Genomic DNA, 23,246 nt, shown 5'->3' on the forward strand with positions numbered 1-23,246 from the left:
TGCTCGCGAAGGCGGCCTGCCAGCCGGAATATATCTGGCAGTTGTACCCACCCCCTGTGGGAGCTGGCTTGTCAGCGAAGGCGGCCTTACAGCCGACCTGTTTCCTGCAGATGTACACGTACCCTCTGTGGGAGCGAGCCTGCTCGCGAATGCGGTTCGTCATTCAACAGCTATATTCACTGACACGCTGCGCCATCGCGAGCAAGCGCGCGCCCACAACGACCCCTGTTGTCCCGTGGCTGCGCGTCCCCCTCGCAAAGACAGCACGTACATTCAATTTTTTTCTTCTCCGCAACGGCACTATCCAACTCAATAGCGGTGATCAGCTCCCGTGGTTGTCTGTTCGCCCCCCCTATCGTTTCGCCGGAGCCCTGCGTCATGCCTGATTCCAACGTGCCCGACTCGCCTTTCGAGGAGGTCGTGACCCTGGTTATCAAACACCGGGTCAAAGCCGGTTTTGAAGTGCCCTACGAGGCTTGGCTGCGCAATATTGTCAGTGTCGCCGGACAGCAGGAAGGGCACTTGGGTGTGGATGTGATGCGCGGCAAGAACGCCGGCCTCGACATGTACACCTGCGTCTTGCGTTTTTGTTCCCCCAGCGCGATGCAGCGCTGGCTCGATTCGCCGCAACGCCAGGCGCTGGTCAAAGAAGCCACGCCGATGCTGGCCGACGGCGACCAGACCGAGGTCAATCCGGTCAACGAATTCTGGTTCGCCCCGCAGGCCGAGACGGGCTCGCCGCCGCCGCGCTGGAAGCAGGCCGTGGTCACGCTGTTGGTGATTCTGCCGCATACCTTGCTGGTGCCGTTGCTCTGGGGGCCGTTGTTGCAACTCAACGCTTTTCTCTCCCAATACGTGGTCGCGACATTCCTGATCACCCTGACCATCGTGCTGTCGGTGGTGTACCTGTTCATGCCGATGGCGACGCGCTTGTTCGCGCCCTGGCTGTCCTCATCCACTTCGCCCAAGGAAACGCGATGAACGCCGATCTGATTCTGTTCAATGGCCAATTTCATACCGTCGACCGAGAGAACCCACACGCCAGTGCGGTAGCCATCCGTGATGGCCGTTTTGTCGCCGTGGGGAGCGATGCCGAGGCCATGGCATTGCGTGGCTCGGGCACGCAAGTGATCGACCTCAAGGGCCGTTGCGTGATTCCCGGGCTCAACGACTCGCACTTGCACCTGATCCGTGGCGGCTTGAACTACAACCTCGAACTGCGCTGGGAAGGTGTGCCGTCGCTGGCCGATGCGCTGCGCATGCTCAAGGAACAGGCCGACCGGACGCCAACGCCGCAATGGGTGCGGGTGGTCGGGGGCTGGAATGAATTCCAGTTCGCCGAAAAGCGCATGCCGACGCTCGAAGAGCTTAACCAGGCCGCGCCCGATACCCCGGTGTTCGTCCTGCATTTGTACGACCGCGCCTTGCTCAACCGTGCGGCGCTGCGGGTTGCCGGCTACACCCGCGATACGCCGAACCCGCCGGGTGGCGAGATTGTGCGCGACGCCAATGGCAACCCCACCGGCATGCTGGTGGCGCGCCCCAACGCGATGATTTTGTACTCGACGCTGGCCAAGGGGCCGAAGTTGCCACTGGAGTATCAGGTCAACTCGACGCGCCAGTTCATGCGCGAACTCAATCGCCTGGGACTGACCAGCGCCATCGATGCCGGCGGTGGTTTCCAGAATTATCCGGACGACTATCAGGTGATCGAGCAGTTGGCCAAGGACCAGCAGCTGACCATTCGCATCGCCTACAACCTGTTTACCCAGAAACCGAAGGAAGAGCTGGCGGATTTCCAGAACTGGACCGGCAGCGTCAAGTTGCATCAGGGCGACGACTACCTGCGGCACAACGGCGCCGGGGAAATGCTGGTATTTTCGGCGGCGGATTTCGAGGACTTCCTCGAACCGCGCCCAGACCTGCCGCAAAGCATGGAAGACGAACTCGAGCCGGTGGTGCGCCATCTGGTCGAGCAGCGCTGGCCGTTCCGTTTGCACGCCACCTACGACGAATCCATCAGCCGCATGCTCGACGTGTTCGAGAAGGTCAACCGTGACATTCCGTTCAACGGTTTGCCGTGGTTTTTCGACCACGCCGAAACCATCACCCCCCGCAACATCGAGCGGGTGAGGGCGTTGGGTGGCGGCATCGCGATCCAGGATCGCATGGCGTTCCAGGGCGAATATTTCGTCGAGCGCTACGGTGCCAAGGCGGCCGAAGCCACGCCACCGATCCAGCGCATGTTGGCCGAAGGTGTGCCGGTCGGTGCCGGTACCGACGCGACGCGGGTGTCGAGCTACAACCCCTGGACCTCGTTGTACTGGATGGTCAGCGGTCGCACCGTCGGTGGCCTGGCGTTGCACGCCGAGGGTTTGTCGCGACAGACTGCGCTGGAACTGTTCACCCATGGCAGCGCCTGGTTTTCCTCCGAGCAGGGCAAGAAAGGCCAGATCAAGGTTGGACAACTGGCGGACGTGGCTGCATTGAGCGCGGACTTTTTCAGCGTCGAGGAAGAAGCGATCAAGTGGATCGAGTCGGTACTGACCGTGGTCGGCGGCAAGGTGGTGTATGCCGCCGGGGATTTCGAGAAGCTGGGACCTGCCAGCGTGCCGGTGCTGCCGGACTGGTCGCCGGTGGTCAAAGTACCGGGGCACTGGCGGCCGAACTCGCCGTTGCAGGCGCAGGTTCACCAGTGCAGCGGTCCCTGCGCGGTGCACTCGCACAGCCATGAACGGGCGCGTCTGTCGAATGCACCCGTGAGTGATTTTGCCGGTTTCTGGGGCGCCTTCGGCTGCTCGTGCTTTGCTTTTTGACGAATACCCATAAGCGCCGACCCCCTGGTCGCGCGCTGCAAGCGACAACCATCCACCAAGGAGTTTATTCATGAGCAACGTACCGTACTCTCGCTTGAACAAAGACGACGCTGTTGTGCTGCTGGTTGATCACCAGACCGGCCTGATCTCGCTGGTGCAGGATTTCTCGCCTAACGAGTTCAAGAACAATGTGCTGGCCCTGGGCGACATCGCCAAGTTCTTCAAGCTGCCGACCATCCTCACCACCAGTTTCGATAAAGGGCCTAACGGTCCGATCGTGCCGGAGCTCAAGGCGCAGTTCCCGGATGCGCCGTTCATTGCCCGTCCGGGCCAGATCAACGCCTGGGACAACGAAGATTTCGTCAAGGCCGTGAAGGCCACCGGTCGCAAGCAACTGATCATCGCCGGCGTGGTAACGGACGTGTGCGTGGCGTTCCCGACCCTGTCGGCCATTGCCGAAGGTTTTGAAGTGTTCGTGGTGACGGACGCTTCCGGCACCTTCAACACCACCGTGCAGCAGGCTGCCTGGGCCCGTATGTCGGCCGCCGGTGCTCATCTGCTGAACTGGTTCTCCGTGGCCTGCGAGCTGCAAGGCGACTGGCGCAACGACATGGAAGGCCTGGCCAACCTGCTGTCCGAACGTCTGCCGAACTACCGCAACCTGATCAACAGCTACACCACGTTCACCGCCAAGTAAGAACGTCGGCCAAAACGCTAAACCTTGTGGGAGCAAGCCTGCTCGCGAAAACGGTTTGACAGACACTGCAACAGTGTCTGGCCTGTCGTCTTCGCGAGCAGGCTCGCTCCCACATTGTTATGCGGTAGGGTGATAAAAAGGGGAGAAGTCGCTATAAAGTGCCTGACTGTCAACCAAAGGCATGACAATGAACCCGTTCGAAGATATGCGAATTTTTTGCCAGGTGATGGACTCCGGCAGCTTCACCGCCGCGGCCGATCAACTGGGGTTGTCCAAGCAGTTTGTCAGCCGCCGCTTGATGCAACTCGAGGAGCGACTGGGCGTGCGCCTGCTCAATCGCTCGACCCGGCGGCTGGATGTCACGCCGCTGGGACAGAGTTACTACGAGTCGGCCTTGCGCTTGCTCGGTGAAGTGGAGCAGGTGGAGCAAGGTATCGCCGGGCAGACCACCGAACCGCGCGGCACCCTGCGAGTGAGTGCGCCGCTGTCGTTTGCGCTGGCGCACCTGGGGTGTCTGCTGCCGCAATTTTTGCAGCGCTATCGGGATGTCACCGTGGAGGTGGACTTGAGCGATCGCCCGGTGGATCTGCTCGGCGAAGGCTATGACCTGGCATTGCGCATCGGAGTCTTGGAAGACTCGACGCTGATCGCGCGGCGCATCGCCTCTGTCCAGCGTGTCTATTGCGCAAGCCCGACTTACCTGGCGGAGCGCGGCACGCCGCTCAAACCCGATGATTTGCACCATCATGACTGCCTGCCTTATGGCCACGGGCGTCAGGTGCAATGGCGCTTCGAAGGGCAGGGCAAGCCGCTGCTGGTCAATGTCACCGGGCGCATGCGGGTCAACAATGGCGAGGTGCTCAGGGACGCGGCGATTGCCGGGATGGGGATTACCTATTTGCCGACGTTTATTGTCGGTTCGGCTCTGAAGGACGGGCGACTGATGGCGGTGCTGGAGGAGTTTCAACCGCTGCCGCTGACGTTGTCGGCGGTGTATCCGCAGCATCGTCAGACGTCGCGACCGGTGCAGGCGTTGATCGAGTTTTTGCGTGACCGCCTGGACCCCTTGTAGGAGCGAGCATGCTCGCGATGGACGTCAACGATGACGCGGGCTGTCTGAATGCACCCGTTGTCTGGACGTTTATCGCGAGCATGCTCGCTCCTACAGGGGGTGAAGCAGGTCAGTTGACGCGTTTGTCGTCACCCGGTTCGCCACCGACGTGGACGCCACGATCGTCACCTGGCTCGCCGGCGGCATGCAGGCCGCGATCATCGCCGACTTCGCCGGCACGGTGCACGCCATGGTCGTCGCCTACCTCGCCGGAGCGGTGAACGCCTTTGTCGTCATGCCCGGCCTGATGAACGCCATGGTCGTCACCCGGTTCGGCATGGGTGCCGCTGCGGCCGGAGTTCGAGGCTGTGCTGCCGGAATGTCCCGAAGCATGGTCACTGCCGCCATGACCGCTGCCGGCGCTATTGCCGCCGTGGCCCCCGCCATTACCACCGCCGCTGCCACCACTGCCTCCACCGTGACCGCCACCACCGCCACCACCACTGCCTCCACCGTGACCGCCGCCGCCACCACCACTGCCGCCGCCGTGACCGCCACCGCCACTGCCGCCGCCGTGTCCGCCACCTCCACCTCCACCGCCACCGTGGCCACCGCCACCGTGGCCACCGCCGCCGCCACCACTACCGCCTTCTTTAGCTTGAGCGCTCGAAACCCCCGACAAGTTGTCCGGAATCAGTACGGTAGACGCTGACAGAACTGCGCCAATAGCCACAGCCAACAAAAGCTTGTTCATGTGCATATCGATCTCCGTCTTCTTTTTTCATTTGCAACGTTGATAAACCATGCCGCGTGCTGCTTCGTTCGGTCGGGAAAATCCAGTAGGTACGTCGGTTAACACCTCAACTTGAAATTTTATTCGGTGCAACGTTGATAAATCCTGCAACAAACCGCCAGGCCCCGTCCCAGAGGGCTCAGTGAATACTGGAAGCCAGCTCGAATATCGGGATGTACATCAAAATCACGATGACCCCGATCAACAGGCCGATGAAGGTCATGAGCAAGGGTTCGAACAGGCGCACGAACCATTCGATCCAGCGGCTGATTTCTTCGTCGTAGAAGTCGGCGCTGCGCTCCATCATCTGTCCGAGGTTGCCGGACTGCTCGCCGGCGCGCAGCAGGCGCAGGGACACCGGGGTCACCAGGTGATTGAGTTCCAGCGCCGTCGACAACGACTGCCCCTCGCGCACCCGTTCGCAGGCCTGGTCCAGGCGCAATCGGGAGGCCGGGGTGAGCAGGTTGCGGACCATGCCCATGGCGGTGACGAGTGGAATGCCGCCTTGCAGCAGGATCCCCAGGGAACGGTAGAAGCGCGCCAATTCGTACATGAAGATGCGCTGGTGCACCGCCGGGAGTTTTTCGATCAGGCGGTCCAGGCCTCGACGAAAGGCCGGTTGGCGCTGGAGGAAGGCGAGGACGATGACGATCGTCGCCAGTGAGCCAAAGAATTCGCCCTGGTGGGCGTGCAGGAACATTCCGCTGCTCATCAGGATCTGCGACAGCCACGGCAGGTTCGACCCCAGCCCTTCGAACACCAGGCTGAAGCGCGGCACGACATAACCCATCAAGAACAGCACCACGCCACCACCCACCACCAGCAACAGCATGGGGTAGATCGACGCGCTGACGATCTTCTGGCGAACCTCGTCCATGCGCTGGCGATAGCTGACATATCGACCCAGCGCATCGCCCACGGCACCGGTTTTCTCACTGGACTGGACCAACGCCACATACAGCGGCGGGAACACCGCCGACAGTTGGGCCAATGCCTGGGAAAACGATTTGCCTTCATAAAGCAGGCGCACCAGTTCGCTCAAGGTCTTGCGGGCTTGCGGCGCATTCTCTTTTTCCGCCAGGCTTTCCAGCGCATCGATCAACGGCAGGCCGGCATTGAGCAGTGTGGTCAGTTCCTGGCTGAACAACACCAGGTTGAAGGTTTCACGCTGCTTGACGCGCAATGCCCGCCAGTGTCGTTCGGCGTGCAGGCTGACCACCCGCAGGCCTTGGTCTTCGGCGATGCGCCGGGCTTCACTGTCGCCCGGCGCTTCGACCGTCATCGAAACCACACCGGCCTTGCCTACCGCCTTGAGGTGAAAACGCATGGTCGCCATTCCCCATCATTGCCAACTGGTGACTTCGGCGTTTTCGCCTTCACCGCCGGGTTGACCGTCCTTGCCCATGGACAGCAGGTCGTACTCGCCGTTTTCACCAGGGTAGCGGTAGGTGTAGTTACGGCCCCACGGGTCCTGCGGGAGTTTTTTCTGCAAGTACGGGCCGGTCCAGCGGGCTTCATCACTGGGGGCGGTGACCAGTGCCTGCAAACCCTGCTCGGTCGACGGGTAATGGCCGACCTCCAGGCGGTACAGGTCCAGGGCCTTGCCCAGGCCTTCTATTTGCGCCTTGGCCACCTTCACTTCGGAGCGGCCCAGTTGCGCGAAATACTTCGGCGCGACGATGCCGGCCAACAGCCCCAGCACCACCAGCACCACCAACAGTTCTAGCAATGTGAACCCGCGCTGCGTGCGCAGGGCGAAAGCATGTCGCTGTTTCATGATGACCTCACACATTCGGCAGAAGGGTCGCGATAGAGGCTTATGCAATTGCCATGCACATGGCGGGCAAAGGCTTGGGCATCCTTCTGTACTCCCCGTGCCACGGGCCCTGGCGCTTTCGGCACAGTGCTTGCGTATGGCTGCTACACGACTGGCCATTGGGGCATTACCCCCATTTTTCGGGGCCGGTCAGGGGAGGTAGAACAATGAAAACTCTCACCACAGGATTGCTTGGCATGATGCTGCTGGCCGGCGTTGCGCAGGCCGATGTCTTCGTTTCCAGGGACGCCAAGGGCGACTACGTCTTGTCCAACGTCCATCGCCCCGGCCGCCAATATGAACGGGTGGTCCGTGAGGTCGAGGCGGCGGTGGTCAGCCTTGACCGGCAGCCGCAAATGATCGCCGCGCGACCCTATGCCGAGCTGGTCTCCAAGGCCGCCATGGACAACCAGTTGCCGGCGGCGCTGCTGCACGCGGTGATCCAGGCCGAATCCCACTACGACGCGGGTGCCGTATCGCCCAAAGGCGCAGGCGGGTTGATGCAACTGATGCCTGACACCGCCCGGGAGTTGGGCGTGAAAAACGTCTACGACCCCAAGGCCAACATCCAGGGCGGGGCCAAATATCTCAAGCGCTTGATGAACCTGTTCGACAACGACATCGCCCTCGCCGTGGCCGCCTATAACGCAGGGCCTCAGGCGGTCATCAGCCGTGGCGGGGTGATCCCGCCATTCGCCGAAACCCAGCGTTATGTGCCCAACGTCTTGAACCAATACCGGCGTCTGCAGGGACTGGCCGCCGATGCGCCGTTGTGATCGCAGACAGGGGATGGTTTCCCCAACATTGGGGGATGGTGGCCCCGGCAAAAAAGTGGGGAATTAATGGGGAATATCCCCCGATGAATTAAATGGCTGTTCTAACTGACTGATAGTTATAAAGAATTTTTATGGCATACAGATTGCTCAAAGGATTTTGTCGAGAATTATTCCTGTGAGCACCCACAGTGAGGCCCGTGATCATGACCGGCATTTTTCACGCTCCATCCGTCCTTCCATGGCTGTTGATGGCCGCATCGATGTTCGGCATCGAGCTGGCCGAAGCGGCAGCACGTTGTGAACGCAACCTGGTGGCCAACGTCGTGGCGCTGGACCAGCCGCTGATGTTCAACCGCCTGGGTGCGCAGAACGTCAACGGCATGATGTTCGCCCTGCGCCGCGATGTGGTCGATGACCATGACATCTCACTGGCACAGGGCGGTGCGGCGGTGCCGGGCAAGGTGTCGCTGCGTCCCGACAAGCGTCCGCGTCCGCTGGTGCTGCGGGTGGCCGCCGGTGACTGCCTGACCATCAACCTGCAGAACCTGCTGGCCTATCAGGCCAACCCCGGTTCCCACGACGGTGGCGAGGAAGTGGAGGGTGAGGAAGAAGGCATCCAGGTCGGCAATAACGAAAACTTCAAGGTCGACGAACAGGTCGCCGACCGCCATGTCGGTTTCCAGGTCAACGGCATGCAAGCAGTCAACAGCATCGATGACATCGCTTCATTTACCGGACGCAATGCCAACAGCTTGATCGCGCCGGGTGCCAGCCGCTCCTACACCTTGTATGCCGAACGCGAAGGGGTGTTCGCCGCCAGCAGCCGTGGCGCAACCTTCGGTGGCGAAGGTGCGGCCGGCAACGTGGCCAACGGTCTGTTCGGCCAGGTCGTGGTGGTGCCCAAGGGTGGGCGCACTTACCGCAACACCGTGACCGAGGAAGAAATGCGTCTGGCGACCACCGGCCGCACCCCGGCCGGTCAGCCGATCGTCGATTACCAGGCGCGTTACCCGCAGCGCGAGCCGTGGATCCGTGAAGGCAAGGCCGGCACACCGATCATCAATATGGTCGACGGCAACGAAATCATTTCCAGCGAAAGTGACGCGATCGTCATGGGCAGCAATGCCGATGGCAGCTTCCCGCCTTCGACCTATCCACTGGAAGCCTTGGGCAAACGCAACCCGGCGCTTCCCAATCGACTGGAACCATTCCGCGATTTCGCCTCGCAGTTCCAGGATGAAACCGCCGCGACCCAGGCCTTCCCGGCTTACTGGGCTGACCCAGTGATGGCCCATGTGCTGGAGCCGACCCGCGATTCGTTCATGATCAACTACGGCTCTGGCGGCATGGGTGCAGAAGTCGTGGCCAACCGTCTCGGCGTAGGCCCGATGCACGATTGCCTGTCCTGCGCCTACGAAGAGTTCTTCCTTAGTTCCCACACCGTCGGCGACGTGGCGATGCTGGTGGACGTACCGGCTAACGCCGGCCTGGAAGGCATTACCCCCGGCCAGACACCGAACGCCGATCAGGTGGGCGTCAAGGCGACCATGGCGCTGTATCCATCAGAGCCGTCCAACGTCAGCCACAGCTATATCGGTGACTTCGTCAAGTTCCGCAACACCCACAACGGCCATGAGCAGCACATCTTCCACCTGCACGGGCATCAGTGGCTGTTCAACCCCAACGATGACAATTCCGACTATGTGGACGCCCAGGGCATCGGCGCGGGTGCAGGCTACACCTATGAAATTGCCAACGGCGGTTCGGGCAACCGCAACCGTGTAGCGGGCGATGCGATCTATCACTGCCACTTTTACCCGCACTTCGCCCAGGGCATGTGGGCCATGTGGCGGGTGCACGACGTGTTTGAAGAAGGCACCAAGCTTGAAGTCTCGCATCAAGGCTCCGACGGTTTCCACAGCGAGCCTTATGCCCTGCGCAGCGGTAAACCCGCTGCTGGCGCGCGCGCCTTGCCCGATGGCGAGATCGTTGCCGGCACGCCGATTCCGGCGGTGGTGCCGCTGCCCGGCAAAGCCATGGCACCGATGCCCGGCAAAGTTGCGGTCGTACCGAAAATCGGCCAGACCCTGGTGGCCGCAAACGACGATGACGACGATGAAGAAGACGACGATGACGGCGAGCACCATGGCGGCAGCGGTGGTGCACAGGCCATCGGTTCCCTGGCGCTGGTGGATCGCAGCGAAGCCAACCGCAATGCCGATGGCACGCTGAAAAACCCTGGCTATCCATTCTGGATCGGCGGCATGGAAAGCTCGGTCGGTCAACGCCCGCCGACTCCGCCGCTGGACATGCTCGACGCCGCCACGGCGCAGGCCTTGAAAGCGACGGGCAAAGCCTTGTGGGCCAACCTTGACCCGGCGCAGTCCGGTGGCTGGGACGGTGGTTTGGGGCGCCATGCGCTGGACGGCGTGTCTGCCGGTGGCGAGGCCGAGACCATTACCACGTCACTGGATTTCTCCAAGACGGTGACCCGCGCCAAGCCGATTTACCTGCCGGAAGAGGGCACCGAAGTCGAGCAGGCGGCCATGGCATTCCACGCCAAGAAGGACCACCCAAGCTTCGCCCTGCTGCCGGGCAATCAAATCGTGGCACGGGCCTTCCGCACCAACGGTGCCTTGCCGATGGCCGGTGCGCCGTTCTACGAGCCGTGCATGGACGACCGCCAGAAACGCCTGAGCAGCAGCGCCGGCACCGGTGAATTCAACAGCGGCGAGCGGCTCGACGGCATGTCTTTCATCGGCTCCTCGAGCTTCACCGCCGACCGTCCGCGCATCTACAAAGCGGCCAACATCCAGTTCGACGCGGTGTACAACAAGGTTGGCTACCACTTCCCGCAAGCGCGCATCCTGGCGCTCTGGGAAGACGCCTGGCCGGTGATCACCAAGCAGCGTCCGCCAGAACCTTTGGTGATGCGCATGAACACCTTCGACTGCGTGCAGTACCAGCAAACCAACCTGGTGCCGGCCACCTATGAGATGGACGACTATCAGGTGCGCACGCCGACCGACGTGATCGGCCAGCACATTCACCTGCCGAAGTGGGACCTGGTGGCTGCCGATGGCTCGTCCAACGGCTGGAACTACGAAGACGGCGTACTCTCCCCAGGCGCGGTGCAAGAGCGCATCCAGGCCATCCGCGAGTTCAACCAGTGCCAGGGCAGCGACCCGCGTGATGGCACGCCGGCTTGCCCGAAAGCCAAGAACCACCCGTACTTCGGTCAATTTGGCCGGGCCGATTGGGTCGGTGCGCGTACGGCGATGCAGCGCTGGTTCGCCGACCCTGTGGTCAACGCCAAAGGCGTCGACCGTGGCCTGGGCACCATCTTTACCCACGACCACCTCGGCCCATCGACGCACCAACAGATTGGCCTGTACGCCACCGTGCTGGCCGAACCTGCCGGTTCCACCTGGTTCCACGCCGAAACCGGCGAGCCGTTGTACAGCGGCGGGCGCCAGGACGGCGGGCCGACTTCGTGGCAAGCGGTGATTTCTACCGGTGACATCGATGGCGACGGCAAGAACGACAGTTTCCGTGAGTTCTTCCTCGAATACAGCGACTTCCAGCACGCCTACGAAGCCGGCGTGTACGTGGGCGCCGGACCTGACGGTAAACCCGATGCGCAAAGCTTCCCGGCCACCGCCGACAGCTTCCGCTACGCGATCAACCCACCAGTGCGCAACAACGCCAGTACCCTGTTGGACGGTATTATCGAAGTGCAGGGCGGGATACTTCCGGGTTGCCCGAGCCGGCCATGCCCGCAAGCCATCTCGGTCGATGACCCTGGCATGTTCGTCGTCAACTACCGTAACGAACCGCTGGCCCTGCGGGTATACGACCCGAACAAGGTCGGCCCGGACGGCAAGCGCGGCATGCAGGCCGACGGCCTGGGCGGCGACCTGGCGTACGCCATGCAAAGCCGTACCGACCGTGCGATCCCGGCGATGAACCTGGCGCCGAACCTGATCACCTCGGCCACCGGCCCCACCGGCGGCACCACGCTGTTCCCGCCGCACATCAACAAGGGCGGCGCCGAACCTGGCGATCCGTTCACCCCGATGCTGCGTACCTACACCGGCGATAATGTGCGGCTGCGGTTGCATGCAGGCGGACACGAAGAGGAGCATAACGTCACCCTGCACGGTGTGAAGTGGCTGCAAAGTGGTTCCGGTTTCGGCAACAGCTCCAACTCCGGCTGGCGCGCGTCGCAGATGATCGGCATCTCCGAGCAGATGGGCTTCGTTGCGCCGGTCTCGATGCTGTCCAGTTCGGCTGCGACCACCGGGGATTACCTGTACTCGATGGACGCTTCGATTGAAGGCTACTGGAGCGGGATCTGGGGTGTGATGCGCAACTACACCACCCAGCGCAACGATCTGTTTGCCTTGCCGACCAATCCGAAGCCGACGGGGATGCGCAACACCGTGGCCTTCGACGGCGTTTGCCCAAGGTATGGCGCCAACCCCAATGGCATCGGCACCCGGCCTACTCCGCAACGCAATTATGAAGTGGTCGCGGCGCTGGCCAACGACATTCTGACCAATCCGCTCGGCCTGACCATTGGTGATCCGGCGGGGCTTGGACAGCATGTGGGCGGGCCGCTGAATCCAGCCGGTGGCACCCTGGTGTTCAACTCGCGGACTGTGAGCATTCCCCAGGTCACCGTCACCGACCCTGAAGACGGTGAAACCATCACCATCGGTGGGCAAAGCGGGCCGCTGCATGACCCGACCGCAATCCTGTATGTGCGCAAGGCCGACCTCGACCCAACCACCGGCAAGCTCAAGCCCGGTGTGCCTGTCGAACCGCTGGTGCTGCGCGCAGCGGCTGGTGATTGCATCAACATCACCCTGGAAAACCGGCTGCCGAGCGTCATGCCGGACCTGACCCAGACAGCGGTGATGCAAGGCATGGTCAAACGCGATCGTAACAGCGGCAGCGGTTCGACCACCTTCAGCAACAACCTGATGCGGCCGTCGAGCCACGTGGGGCTGCACGCGCAACTGCTGGCGTACGACATCACCAAATCCGACGGCACCAACGTCGGCGCCAACCCGACCCAGACCGTGCCACCGCGTGTCGGCAGCAGCGGGGCCTACCCGACCCGTACCTACCAATACTACGCTGGCCACCTGGAGCGTGAAGGCAAACCGATCACTCAACTGGGCCGTAATGTCGACAACATCAACGCCACGGCGATCGAGTTCGGCGGCTTGAACATCACCCCGGCGGACGTGATCAAGCAGTCGCAAAAGGGCCTGGCCGGGGCGATGAGCATCCTGCCGGTGGGCGCCACCTGGGTGGAAGACACGCGCAAGGTCAATGCCACCGTCACCGCACCTGGGCAAACCAGCTACCGCGACTTTGCGATGGTCTGGCAGAAAGCCTTGAACATTCGCTGGGCCAATGGTCGGCCGGTGGAAGGGATTGCGGCGGAAGGGTTCGGCGTGCCGAACGATCCGCAGGACAACTCCAGCATGGCCATCAACTACAAGACCGAACCGATGTGGTACCGCTTCGGCCTGGCCCCGGATGCACCGTTCGGCCGTGCCGACGGCGCGGGCTACGGCGACATGGTGAATGCACACATGGCCTACAGCAACGCGCTGGTGGGCGGTGACCCACAAACGCCAGTGCTGTACGCCAGACCGGGACAACCGTTCCGCACGCACATCCTGATGCCTACCGGGGGCAGTCGCGGCACCATCTTCCAGCTTGACGGTCACGTCTGGTCGACCAACCCGTTCCAGCCAGAGAAGAGCGATACCGGTGGTTATCCGATGGGTACGCCAGGGGTGGGTTCGGTGCGGTTCGGCTACAACCCGATGTCGATGTACATCGGCGCCCGCGAGAGCGTCCTGCCGGCAGCGCACTTCAGCTTCATGCTGCCGAGCGCCGGGGGTGTCAACGCGATACCGGGTGACTACCTGTTCCGCGACTACGGCGCCTACGGCAATACCTCCGGGTTGTGGGGACTGTTGCGGGTGACCAACGAACCGGAACCGGCGCCGTAGGGCGGGAAACAACGCAATACCTGTGGGAGCGAGCCTGCTCGCGAAGGCGGAGTGTCAGACACATCAATGCTGGATGTGCTGGCCTCTTCGCGAGCAGGCTCGCTCCCACAGGGGGACGCGGTGAAGCAGGCATAGATCTGAAGGGGAGATGTGACATGAACAGGACCATCAAAATCGCCAGTGTTGCCCTGGTCGTAGGGGTTGCGCTGATCTGGCTCGGGGTGTGGCGCACGTCGCCGCCGACCCTGCTTGGCGACATCGCGCTGCCCGACACATGGACCGGCCAGACGCTTGAACGTGACGGCGTGTCGGTGGCCCTCGAAGTGCGGCCGCTGGCTGCAGACGGCGTGTTGCGCGAGGGTGAATTTGCCGATGTGCGTTTCAACGTCACCGACAAGGCGTCGGGCCAACCGCTGGCGGGCGTTGCCCCCGGCGCCTGGATCGACCCAGAGACCGTCGCCGCTGACCAGGCCCAGGGCCGCGAGCAGAGCTGCAAGGCGCGGGTCGGGGTGTTCCTTAAATCAAGTATCGGCGCACGGCCGCTGCTCGACCTCAACAGCTACTTCCTGATGGTGATGAACCGCGATGCCAGCGTGTCGGTGGTCGACCCCTCGGTCTCGGTGGGCGGCATCACCAGCACTATGACCCGCATCGATATCAAGCAACCGCCGATGGATTGGGTCACCCCCAGGGACAACAAACGGGTGTTCGTGTCGATGCCCACGGCGGGTGAAGTCGCGGTGATCGACAGTGAGCAATTCAAGCTGCTCGACTCGGTGGCCGCGGGCAGCAATCCGGTGCGCGTGGCCTTGCAACCGGACGAGCGCCTGCTGTGGGTCGGCAACAATGCCCCGTCGGCCGAGCTTTCCGGGGTCACGGTGATCGACACCGCCAGCCTCAAGACCCTCAGGCACCTGGCAACTGGCAGCGGTCACCACGAAATCGCCTTCAGCAAGGACAGCCGCTTCGCCTTTGTCACCAACCGCGACGACGGCACCCTGAGCATCATCGATGTCGCCACCTTGACCATCGCCAAGCAGCTCAAGACCGGCTCGCACCCGCTGTCGGTGGTGTACTCGCCACTGTCCGGCGCGGCCTATGTGGCCGATGGCAAGGACGGCACGGTGACCGTGGTCGACGCCGCGAACCAGTCGGTGCGGCGGGTGATCAAGATCAAGCAGGGCCTCGGCCCGATGGGTTTCAGCGCCGACGGCCGTTTCGGCATCGTGCTCAATACCCTGGAGAACCAGGCCGCGGTGATCGACGCTGCCACTGATTCGCTGATCCATGAACTGGACGTGTCCGCCGAACCCTATCAAGTGGTGTTTACCAAGGCCTATGCCTACGTGCGCGGACTGGCCTCGGCCAAGGTCACGATGATCAACCTGGCGTCCTTCGGTGAGGGCCGCAAGCCGATCAGCCAGGGCTTCGAAGCCGGGCCGCAACCGCCGCGCCTGGCCGGCGACTTGCCGCTGGCGTCGAGCCTGGCGGTGTCGCGGGACGACAACGCGGTGTTTGTGGTCAACCCGGTGGACAACACCACCTACTTCTACGCCGAAGGCATGAACGCGCCGATGTCCGGCTACCCCAATCGCGGGCAAGTGGCGCGGGCGGCGCTGGTCATCGACCGCAGCCTGCGCGAAGTCGAACCGGGGCTGTACAGCGCGCGGATCAAGCTGCCGGCGGCGGGGCGCTTCGATGTGGCGTTCCTGCTCAACCAGCCCAACATCATCCATTGCTTCAGCGCCGTGGTTGAGCCGAACGCAAGCCTGGGCCCCGTCGCCGGCATCCCGAAAGTCGAGTTCATGCTCGACAAAACCACGGCCGCCCTGGGTAGCCCTTATGTCGTGCGCTTTCGCATCGTCCAAGGCAAACAGAAGGTCCAGCGCAGCGGGGTCAAGGACGTGCAGGTGCGCTACTTCCTGGCGCCCAGTTCCCGGCCCCAGTACGTCGCGGCACTGGACGTCGGCAATGGCATCTATGAAGCCCCGGTCACCCTTGACCAGCAAGGCGCCTGGTACCTGCACGTGCGTGCGGCGTCCCTGGGCGCGAATTTCGACGACCAGACGTTTGCCAGCGTTCGGGTGACCCCCGGCATTGCTCATTGAAGAGGACATCGACATGAACCGACTCGCACATCACGGACTGCTGACGCTCTGCCTGTTGACTGCCAGTATCGGCCAGGCCCTGGCCCATTCGGCCGATGAACACGCCGGCCACACCATGGCCGCCAAAAGCACCAGTTCCGAGACCGCCCAGGTCAAGTTCGCCGACGTCGCGCTGGTGGACCAGAACGGCAAGACCGTGCGCCTGGAAAAAGACCTTGTAGCCGACAAGATCGTGGTCATGAGCTTTATCTACACCAGTTGCACCACGGTCTGCCCGGTGGTGTCCTCGATCATGGGCAAGGTGCAGAAACAGCTGGGGGCACGGGTCGGCACCGAGGTGCAGCTGGTGTCGATCAGCATCGATCCGCAGCGCGATGACGCCAAGCGCCTCAACGATTACGCCCGCACCTTCCAGAACGGTCCGGGCTGGAGCTGGCTGACCGGCTCCACTCAGTCGGTCAACGAAACCCTCAAGGGCCTGGGCAGTTTCAGTGGCGACTTCAAGAATCATGCGCCGCTGATCCTCGTGGGGGACGGCAATAGCCGCCACTGGACCCGCTACTACGGCTTCACCGACCCGGCCGTATTGACCCGGCAAGTGGAGAAGCTCAGCGGTGAACGCAACGCCCACGCCAAACACACCGCCATCGCCATGGAGCATCAGCCATGAGACTTCTCGACTGGATCGCCCTGAGCCTCTGCGCCTGCCTCGCCAGCTCCTTGGCCTTGGCCCATGAAGGGCATGAGCAAGCCGCAACCGACTCCGCTACGGTGGCGGCCGCCGCGCAGCCGGCCGGTGGCACTCGCGATGCCAAGACCTGGTTCACCGACACGCCGTTGCAGGACCAGAACGGCAATACCCTGCGTTTCTACAGCGACGCGCTGCACAACCGCGTGGTGCTGCTCAATGTGATTTTCACCAGTTGCACGGACGCCTGCCCGTTGATCACCCAGAAGCTCAAGCAAGTGCGCGAAGTGCTGGGCGACAAGGCGGACGGCATCACCTTTATCTCCCTTACCAGTGATCCGCTGCGGGACACCCCGGCGGTACTCAAGGCTTACACCTTGAAGCAGGGCGTCGATGAGCCCCACTGGCTTTTTCTTACCGGCGACAAAGCGCAAATGGACCTGGTCCTTGGGCGAATTGGCCAGGTCATACCGTCCCCCGAGCAGCACTCCACCCAGTTGATCGTCGGTGACGTGGCGAACAAGCGCTGGAGCAAGATCCGCCCCGATGCCCCGGCCGCCGCCATTGCCCAGCGCTTGCAGCTACTGGCAATGCCCGTGGCCGGTCGCTGAGTCCGGGCCATGAAAAATGCCTTGATCCTCAGCCTGCTTCTCCTCGGTGGCATCAGCCTGGGCGCCCAGGCGTTAACGCTGACGCCCAGCGAAAGCGCCGGCAAACGGCTGTACCGCGAGGGGGTTTCGGCCAGCGGTGAACCGATCATGGCGAGGATCGGGGCGGCGGGCATGCTACTGCCGGCCACCAGCCTGCCGTGCGCCAACTGCCACGGCAGCGATGGCCTGGGGCGCCCGGAAGGCGGGGTGCGCCCGCCAGACCTGAGCTGGTCGCGGCTGACCAGTACCTATGGTCAACAGCAGATCAACGGGCGGGCCTACCCGGCCTACACCGAGGGTACCTTGGCCCGTGCGATCCAGGAGGGACGTGACCCGGGCAACAACCGGCTCGATGCAGCGATGCCGCGGTTCGTGCTGTCGATGAACGATCAACGCAACCTGACGGCCTACCTCAAGCGCCTGGCCGATGAGCGCGATCCGGGCCTGAGCCCCGACAGCCTGCACCTGGGCACCTTGCTGCCGAGCAGCGGGTCGCTGGGCGAAGAGGGCCTCACCGTGGCGGCGGTGCTCAGGGGCAGCGTGGCGCGGATCAACGAAGCGGGGGGGATTCATGGCCGGCAGTTGCGCCTGACCATCATGGATCCCGGTCCCGACCGTGCCAGCGCCGAGCAGGCGCTGGACCAGTTGATCGAGCAGGAACAGGTTTTCGCGCTGGTCGCACCGCTGGTGCCGGCGCTGGATGCCGAACTGGCGCCGCGCCTGGAACAGGCCGGCGTGCCGCTGATCGGCGCGCTGTCATTGCAAGGCACGGCCCAGGCCAGTCGACAGATTTTCGAACCGTTGCCGGGGCTGCGCGAACAAATGATTGCCTTGGCCAACTACGCCGCCACCAGTCTGCGCGTGCTGCAAGGCCCAACGTTGATTGCCTACCCGAACGAGCCGGGCCAGCGCCTGGCGGCCGAGAAACTTGCGCAGTACCTGCAGGACAACGACTGGCAGAAAGTGCGCCTGCAACCCTACGAGTCGGCGCAGGACGAGTTGCCACTGGGCTCGCGCTCGGTGTTCTACATGGGCAGCAGTGGTGGTTTCAGTCGCCTGGCCGAGCGGCTGCAGACCGCGGGCCAGGTGCCGTACCTGTTCGCCGCCTCGAATCAGGTGGCAGGGGATCTGCTGCAGGTGCCCAGTGATTTTTCCCGACGGGTGTTCCTGGCGTATCCGTTCGTGCCCAGCGACTGGACGATGACCGGGCGCACCGCCCTGACGCAACTGCGCGAGCGCCAGAGGCTCGGTGGCGAACACGCGGTGCTGCAGGTCGGTGCCTACAGTTCGATGCTGTTGCTGAGCGAGGGCATGAAACAGGCGGGACGCGATGCCAGCCGGGAAAAACTGATCAATGCCCTGGAAGGCCTGCATGACTTCGATACCGGCCTGACCCCGCTGATCAGTTTCGGGCCGGGTCGACGCCTGGGCCTGAACGGCGCCCATGTGGTCACCGTGGACCTGCCAGACCAGCGCTTCTATTTGGTCGCCCCCTACAAACCCATTGCCGCCATGCCCTGATCCGGAGGCTGAACATGAAACTCATGACTGTGCTGGTGCTATTGACCCTATGGGTGCCCGCCGCGTTTTCCAGTAATGGCCCGGCGGTAGCAAGGGTCAATGGCGAGGAAATTTCCCAGCTGCGCCTGGAGCGCTATTTCACCGAATACCTGGAGGATCAGGGCCGGGCAGTCGCCAGCATCCGCAGTCCCAGCGCCTACAAACAGCTGCGCAAGGCGGCGCTGGACGCCCTGATCGACAAGGAGCTGCTCTGGCAGGAAGCGGTCAAGCGCGGGGTGGTGGTCAGCGATGCCACGGTGCACGACCAGGTGGAACAGACCCGGCAGGCCATGGGTGGCGCACTGGTGTTCGCTCGGCGCCTGGAGGACGCTGGGTTCGATGAGGCCGCCTACATCGAATACACCCGCCGTGACCTGGCGGCGCAGCAGATGTTTGCCGAACTCACCAGGGCGCAACAGCCGGACGAAACACAGGTGCGGGCGTTTTATGAGGAACACCGCGCCGAGATGAATCGGCCCGAGGAAATCCAGGTCAGGCATATCCTGATCAAAGTCCCTCAGGGTGCGGATGCTTCCACAGTCGAGGCCGCGAGACTACGATTGCAGGCAATGCGTACCTCGATTGACGAGGGCGCCGATTTTGCCAGTGTGGCCCGTAGCGGTTCCGAAGACGCTTCGGCCAGCGCCGGCGGCGATCTGGGTTACTTCACCCGTGGGCGCATGCTGCCGGAGTTCGAAGCGGCGGCTTTTGCCCTCAAGCCCGGGGCCATCAGCGAGCCGGTGCGCACGGCGGTTGGCTGGCATTTGATCTTGCTGCAGAACCGATTGGAGGCTGCCGATGTCTCAGAAGAGCAGGGACTTGAAATGGTTCGGGTTTACCTTGCCCGACAGAAACAGGTCCAGGCTCGTCTGCAGGCGCTGGCTCATCTGCGCGCAAGCAATCGGATCGAACGCATTGACGATGAATGAGCTTTCCCCAACTGTGGGGGAAAGCGTCGATGCGCATCCGATAGCTTTCCCCCGCTTTTGGGGGGTGGGGCATGTGGACGTTAAGGCATTGCTTTTAAATTCAAGGACATGAATACATAAAATTACCGGCACTCAGCCTGGCATGAAGTGTGCGTTAGACCTATCAAGGCGCGCACTCCGCCAGGTTCGGAACTCGGATCTGCGGTTTCAAGGAGTCCACCTTGTTAAACAAAGTACTGGTTGTCGATGACGAACAGCTGCTGGCGGAAAACCTCCAGGGTTACCTGCAGGCGCAAGCGCTGGAAGTCCGGATTGCTCACGACGGTGCGCAAGGAATCGTAGAAGCTGACGATTTCGCACCCGATGTGATGGTGTTCGATTACCGCTTGCCCGATATGGAAGGCTTTGAGGTGCTCGATGCCGTCCGCCAGAACAGGAAGTGTCATTTTGTGCTGATCACGGGGCACCCCACCGCAGAGGTTTGCGAAAGGGCCCGGCAACTGGGAGTCAGCCATATCCTGTTCAAACCGTTTCCGTTGGCGGAACTGGCGCGTGCAGTACTTGACCTTCTGGGGCGCCAGCGCGAACCCAAAGCGGGTGTGAGCAGTAGTGAAGGCTTTGTCGAACGACGCCAGAGCAGGAACGAGAGTTTCCCGCTGCAGTTGTACGACGGTAGTTGGGTGCTTGCAGATCGCCGACGAAGTAACACGGCCTCCACAGCGCCAGACGACGAACGATTGCTCACCGGGGAGTAATGGCGCGACAAGAGGTTACGGCATCCGCCGCAATTGCTCGCCGCGCCGACAGGGCTCTAAGCCCCGGGTGTTGGAGAGCAAGCCATGGACCGTCTTTCCCTTGTCGTCGATGTGCCAACGCGCGATTGTGTACCGACTCGATTCACCAGTGAGCAATTGGCCCAGGCTCGCTCCCGGGCTGGCAGTTCCGGCGAACGCATGCTCGAAGCCCTCGGGGCGCTCTGCGAACTGGCTCCCATGCCCTTTATCCAGTGCCTGGGCGCGACCCTGCACTACCCGGTGCTCGACACCGACAGCCTGTTTCAAGCCACCCCGGTGTTCGACCGGGTCACCCTGGCCCAATGCCTCAAGCGCGAATTCATCCTGCTGCGTCACGACGATGCGGTCATCGGCGTGTTTGCCGACCCCTTCGACAGCGCTCGCCTGGCCTGGATCGACGACTGCCTGCACGGCGCGCCGCTGTACCTGGTGCATGCCGACGACCTGAAAGCCTACCTGGCACGCCACGAAGAGAGCTTCCACGCGGTGGAATCGCTCAACGCCCAGGCCGACGGCAATACCGAGATCGACACCCTGCAAAGCCTGTCCCTGACCAGCATCAGCGAAGACTCGAGCGTGGTGGTCAAGCTGGTCAACTCGACCCTCTACGACGCACTGAAAATGCACGCCAGCGATATCCACCTGGGCACCACCGGCAGCGGCCTGGTGATCAAGTACCGCATCGATGGCGTGCTCAACAACATCAGCAAGATCCAGGGCAGCGAGTTCGCCGAACAGGTGATTTCCCGGGTCAAGGTCATGGCCGAACTGGACATCGGCGAAAAACGCGTGCCCCAGGACGGTCGCTTCAAGATCGGCATCAGCGGCCGGCAGATCGACTTCCGGGTGTCGATCATGCCGAGCATTTTCGGCGAGGACGCTGTGCTGCGGGTGCTCGACAAGCAGGACCTGGCCGACAAGGTCTGCGGCGTGCAGCTGCAGGCCCTGGGCTTTGAAGAGGAAACCCTGCGTCAACTGCGCCGCCTGGCTGCCGAACCCTACGGCATGGTGCTGGTCACCGGCCCCACCGGCAGCGGCAAGACCACCACGCTGTACGCGATGATCACCGAGATCAACCACGGCGTGGACAAGATCATCACCATCGAAGACCCGGTGGAGTACCAGCTGCCCGGTGTGCTGCAGATCCCGGTCAACGAAAAGAAAGGCCTGACCTTCGCCCGCGGCCTGCGCTCGATCCTGCGCCACGACCCGGACAAGATCATGGTCGGCGAGATCCGCGACCCCGACACTGCCCAGATCGCCGTGCAATCGGCACTCACCGGGCACCTGGTGTTCACCACCATCCACGCCAACAACGTGTTCGACGTGATCGGCCGCTTCACCCAGATGGAAATCGACCCCTACAGCCTGGTCTCCGCGCTCAATGCGGTGCTGGCCCAGCGTCTGATCCGCCTGGTTTGCAGCGCGTGCAGCACGCCCTACGCACCGACCGAAGAAGAACTGCAAAGCTCGGGCCTCGACCCGCATCAGGTCGCGCACTACCACTTCGTCCATGGCAAGGGTTGCGGTCATTGCCGTGGCACCGGCTACCGCGGACGCAGTGCGATTGCCGAGCTGCTGCACCTGGACGACGAGCTGCGGCAAATGATCGTCGAGCGCCAACCCATTTCGAAAATCAAGGCCCACGCCTGCAAACGCGGTTTGCGCCTGCTGCGCGAATCGGCGCTGGAACTGGTGCAACAAGGCCGGACCACTCTCGAGGAGATCAATCGTGTCACTTTTATCTCGTGAGCGTTATGTCGCCGTGCTCGGCGCCAGTGGTGTCGGCCTCGGTCAACGCCAGGGTGGCGACACCCTGTGGCTGGGCAGCGTCGGCTTCATCGATGAAGGGTTCATGGCCTGGACGGTCGCCCTGGAAACCCTCGACCGCCTGCTGGGCGAACATGCCCGCGCCGGTGCCGAGTTGACTGTGGTGGTCTCCGGCCACTTCAGCCGCTTTTGCCTGGTGCCCTGGAGCGAGCAGATCAGCAGCCCCGACGAACTGCGCGGGTTTGCCCAGCTGTGCTTCGAAGACCTCTACGGGGCGGCCAACCAACCCTGGAGCCTGGTGCTGTCGGCCGAACCCGCCGGCTACGACCGGATCGCCAGCGCGCTGCCGCAAGACCTGATCGAACGCCTGCGTGCCCTGGTCAGTGGCCGTGGCTTGCGCCTGCGTTCGGTGCAACCGTACCTGATGGCGGCGTTCAACCACTTCGACAAAAGCTTCGACGCCGGCGACTTCCTGTTCGTGGTCGCCGAACCTGTGCGCAGCGTGATGTTGCTGGCGCGCGAAGGTCGCTGGACGGCAGTGCGCTCGGTGGGCAGCAGCGACAGCGATGCCGCACTGAGCGCGCTGGTCGGTCGCGAATGCCAATTGCAGGCGTCCATCAGTGATCGGCCGCTGAACGTCTACCTGCATGCGCCAGCGCGTATCGACTCGCACCCTGAAGTGCCAGGCGTACAGCTGCGCACCCTCGAAGAAGGCCGGACCAGCGTACGCGACAGCCTGTACGTCATGTCCCGGACGGTGGCCTGA

The 23,246-nt window shown here is 62.9% G+C and carries 17 protein-coding genes; 14 read left to right on the plus strand and 3 right to left on the minus strand.

All coding sequences use genetic code 11. From position 1 onward, the window contains the following. Window positions 1-378 precede the first annotated feature (378 nt). From PG5_RS06795 to PG5_RS06810, 4 genes are all read left to right on the plus strand, one after another. Window positions 379-981 carry an antibiotic biosynthesis monooxygenase gene (locus PG5_RS06795; RefSeq protein WP_020796365.1) on the plus strand — a complete coding sequence of 201 codons (603 nt, stop codon included), beginning with the start codon at window positions 379-381 and terminating at the stop codon, window positions 979-981. After that, complete coding sequence (locus PG5_RS06800; protein WP_020796366.1) at window positions 978-2,816, plus strand: amidohydrolase; 1,839 nt, start codon at window positions 978-980, stop codon at window positions 2,814-2,816. Before PG5_RS06795 ends, PG5_RS06800 begins: the two co-directional genes overlap by 4 nt. 70 nt (window positions 2,817-2,886) lie before the next feature. Beyond that, the gene (gene ycaC, locus PG5_RS06805; RefSeq protein ID WP_020796367.1) at window positions 2,887-3,513 is read left to right on the plus strand and encodes an isochorismate family cysteine hydrolase YcaC; all 627 of its coding nucleotides are present in this window, start codon (window positions 2,887-2,889) and stop codon (window positions 3,511-3,513) included. A gap of 187 nt (window positions 3,514-3,700) precedes the next feature. Continuing rightward, on the plus strand, window positions 3,701-4,585 hold the full coding sequence (locus tag PG5_RS06810) for a LysR family transcriptional regulator (RefSeq protein ID WP_020796368.1): 885 nt from the start codon (window positions 3,701-3,703) through the stop codon (window positions 4,583-4,585). 109 nt (window positions 4,586-4,694) lie between these two features. Here PG5_RS06810 and PG5_RS34395 read toward each other — a convergent pair whose 3' ends face one another. The 3 genes from PG5_RS34395 to gspG all read right to left on the minus strand — a co-directional run bounded on the left by PG5_RS34395 (window position 4,695) and on the right by gspG (window position 7,134). Beyond that, window positions 4,695-5,324 carry a hypothetical protein gene (locus tag PG5_RS34395; RefSeq protein WP_020796369.1) on the minus strand — a complete coding sequence of 210 codons (630 nt, stop codon included), beginning with the start codon at window positions 5,322-5,324 and terminating at the stop codon, window positions 4,695-4,697. A 172-nt stretch (window positions 5,325-5,496) separates the two neighbouring features. After that, entirely contained in the window at window positions 5,497-6,684 is a 1,188-nt protein-coding gene (locus PG5_RS06820) for a type II secretion system F family protein (protein WP_042955261.1), read from the minus strand. Between the two features lie 15 nt (window positions 6,685-6,699). Then, window positions 6,700-7,134: a type II secretion system major pseudopilin GspG gene (gene gspG / locus PG5_RS06825; protein ID WP_020796371.1), complete on the minus strand. Its 435-nt coding sequence runs from the start codon at window positions 7,132-7,134 to the stop codon at window positions 6,700-6,702. A gap of 206 nt (window positions 7,135-7,340) precedes the next feature. Here gspG and PG5_RS06830 point away from each other — a divergent pair, with 206 nt between their 5' ends. The 10 genes from PG5_RS06830 (at window position 7,341) to PG5_RS06875 (ending at window position 23,246) form a co-directional block, all read left to right on the plus strand. Further along, the gene (locus tag PG5_RS06830) at window positions 7,341-7,949 is read left to right on the plus strand and encodes a lytic transglycosylase domain-containing protein (protein ID WP_033044659.1); all 609 of its coding nucleotides are present in this window, start codon (window positions 7,341-7,343) and stop codon (window positions 7,947-7,949) included. A gap of 203 nt (window positions 7,950-8,152) precedes the next feature. After that, window positions 8,153-13,981 carry a manganese-oxidizing multicopper oxidase MnxG gene (gene mnxG / locus PG5_RS06835; protein ID WP_042955258.1) on the plus strand — a complete coding sequence of 1,943 codons (5,829 nt, stop codon included), beginning with the start codon at window positions 8,153-8,155 and terminating at the stop codon, window positions 13,979-13,981. A 155-nt stretch (window positions 13,982-14,136) separates the two neighbouring features. Next, a complete protein-coding gene (locus PG5_RS06840) occupies window positions 14,137-16,089 on the plus strand; it encodes a cytochrome D1 domain-containing protein (protein WP_020796374.1) in 1,953 nt (650 codons plus the stop codon). A 13-nt stretch (window positions 16,090-16,102) separates the two neighbouring features. Next, the gene (locus PG5_RS06845) at window positions 16,103-16,759 is read left to right on the plus strand and encodes an SCO family protein (RefSeq protein WP_020796375.1); all 657 of its coding nucleotides are present in this window, start codon (window positions 16,103-16,105) and stop codon (window positions 16,757-16,759) included. Continuing rightward, a complete protein-coding gene (locus PG5_RS06850) occupies window positions 16,756-17,388 on the plus strand; it encodes an SCO family protein (protein WP_020796376.1) in 633 nt (210 codons plus the stop codon). The genes PG5_RS06845 and PG5_RS06850 overlap by 4 nt, the downstream gene beginning before the upstream one ends. A 9-nt stretch (window positions 17,389-17,397) precedes the next feature. After that, a complete protein-coding gene (locus PG5_RS06855) occupies window positions 17,398-18,948 on the plus strand; it encodes an ABC transporter substrate-binding protein (RefSeq protein ID WP_020796377.1) in 1,551 nt (516 codons plus the stop codon). Window positions 18,949-18,962: 14 nt separating this feature from the next. Then, window positions 18,963-19,916 carry a peptidylprolyl isomerase gene (locus PG5_RS06860; protein ID WP_020796378.1) on the plus strand — a complete coding sequence of 318 codons (954 nt, stop codon included), beginning with the start codon at window positions 18,963-18,965 and terminating at the stop codon, window positions 19,914-19,916. 221 nt (window positions 19,917-20,137) lie between these two features. After that, window positions 20,138-20,671 (plus strand): response regulator, encoded by a 534-nt coding sequence (locus PG5_RS06865; RefSeq protein WP_042955259.1) that lies wholly within the window; start codon window positions 20,138-20,140, stop codon window positions 20,669-20,671. An 84-nt stretch (window positions 20,672-20,755) separates the two neighbouring features. After that, window positions 20,756-22,462: a GspE/PulE family protein gene (locus tag PG5_RS06870; RefSeq protein ID WP_042955260.1), complete on the plus strand. Its 1,707-nt coding sequence runs from the start codon at window positions 20,756-20,758 to the stop codon at window positions 22,460-22,462. Then, window positions 22,443-23,246 (plus strand): hypothetical protein, encoded by an 804-nt coding sequence (locus PG5_RS06875; RefSeq protein ID WP_020796383.1) that lies wholly within the window; start codon window positions 22,443-22,445, stop codon window positions 23,244-23,246. Before PG5_RS06870 ends, PG5_RS06875 begins: the two co-directional genes overlap by 20 nt.

It is taken from the genome of Pseudomonas sp. G5(2012) (genome assembly GCF_000408945.1).
In the GTDB taxonomy this organism is placed as follows: domain Bacteria; phylum Pseudomonadota; class Gammaproteobacteria; order Pseudomonadales; family Pseudomonadaceae; genus Aquipseudomonas; species Aquipseudomonas umsongensis.

Bases quoted from the DNA above. Each gene is read 5' to 3' on its own strand.
- PG5_RS06795 (WP_020796365.1), top strand. From the start codon at position 379: ATGCCTGATTCCAACGTGCCCGACTCGCCTTTCGAGGAGGTCGTGACC.
- PG5_RS06800 (WP_020796366.1), top strand. From the start codon at position 978: ATGAACGCCGATCTGATTCTGTTCAATGGCCAATTTCATACCGTCGAC.
- ycaC (WP_020796367.1), top strand. From the start codon at position 2,887: ATGAGCAACGTACCGTACTCTCGCTTGAACAAAGACGACGCTGTTGTG.
- PG5_RS06810 (WP_020796368.1), top strand. From the start codon at position 3,701: ATGAACCCGTTCGAAGATATGCGAATTTTTTGCCAGGTGATGGACTCC.
- PG5_RS34395 (WP_020796369.1), bottom strand. From the start codon at position 5,324: ATGCACATGAACAAGCTTTTGTTGGCTGTGGCTATTGGCGCAGTTCTG.
- PG5_RS06820 (WP_042955261.1), bottom strand. From the start codon at position 6,684: ATGCGTTTTCACCTCAAGGCGGTAGGCAAGGCCGGTGTGGTTTCGATG.
- gspG (WP_020796371.1), bottom strand. From the start codon at position 7,134: ATGAAACAGCGACATGCTTTCGCCCTGCGCACGCAGCGCGGGTTCACA.
- PG5_RS06830 (WP_033044659.1), top strand. From the start codon at position 7,341: ATGAAAACTCTCACCACAGGATTGCTTGGCATGATGCTGCTGGCCGGC.
- mnxG (WP_042955258.1), top strand. From the start codon at position 8,153: ATGACCGGCATTTTTCACGCTCCATCCGTCCTTCCATGGCTGTTGATG.
- PG5_RS06840 (WP_020796374.1), top strand. From the start codon at position 14,137: ATGAACAGGACCATCAAAATCGCCAGTGTTGCCCTGGTCGTAGGGGTT.
- PG5_RS06845 (WP_020796375.1), top strand. From the start codon at position 16,103: ATGAACCGACTCGCACATCACGGACTGCTGACGCTCTGCCTGTTGACT.
- PG5_RS06850 (WP_020796376.1), top strand. From the start codon at position 16,756: ATGAGACTTCTCGACTGGATCGCCCTGAGCCTCTGCGCCTGCCTCGCC.
- PG5_RS06855 (WP_020796377.1), top strand. From the start codon at position 17,398: ATGAAAAATGCCTTGATCCTCAGCCTGCTTCTCCTCGGTGGCATCAGC.
- PG5_RS06860 (WP_020796378.1), top strand. From the start codon at position 18,963: ATGAAACTCATGACTGTGCTGGTGCTATTGACCCTATGGGTGCCCGCC.
- PG5_RS06870 (WP_042955260.1), top strand. From the start codon at position 20,756: ATGGACCGTCTTTCCCTTGTCGTCGATGTGCCAACGCGCGATTGTGTA.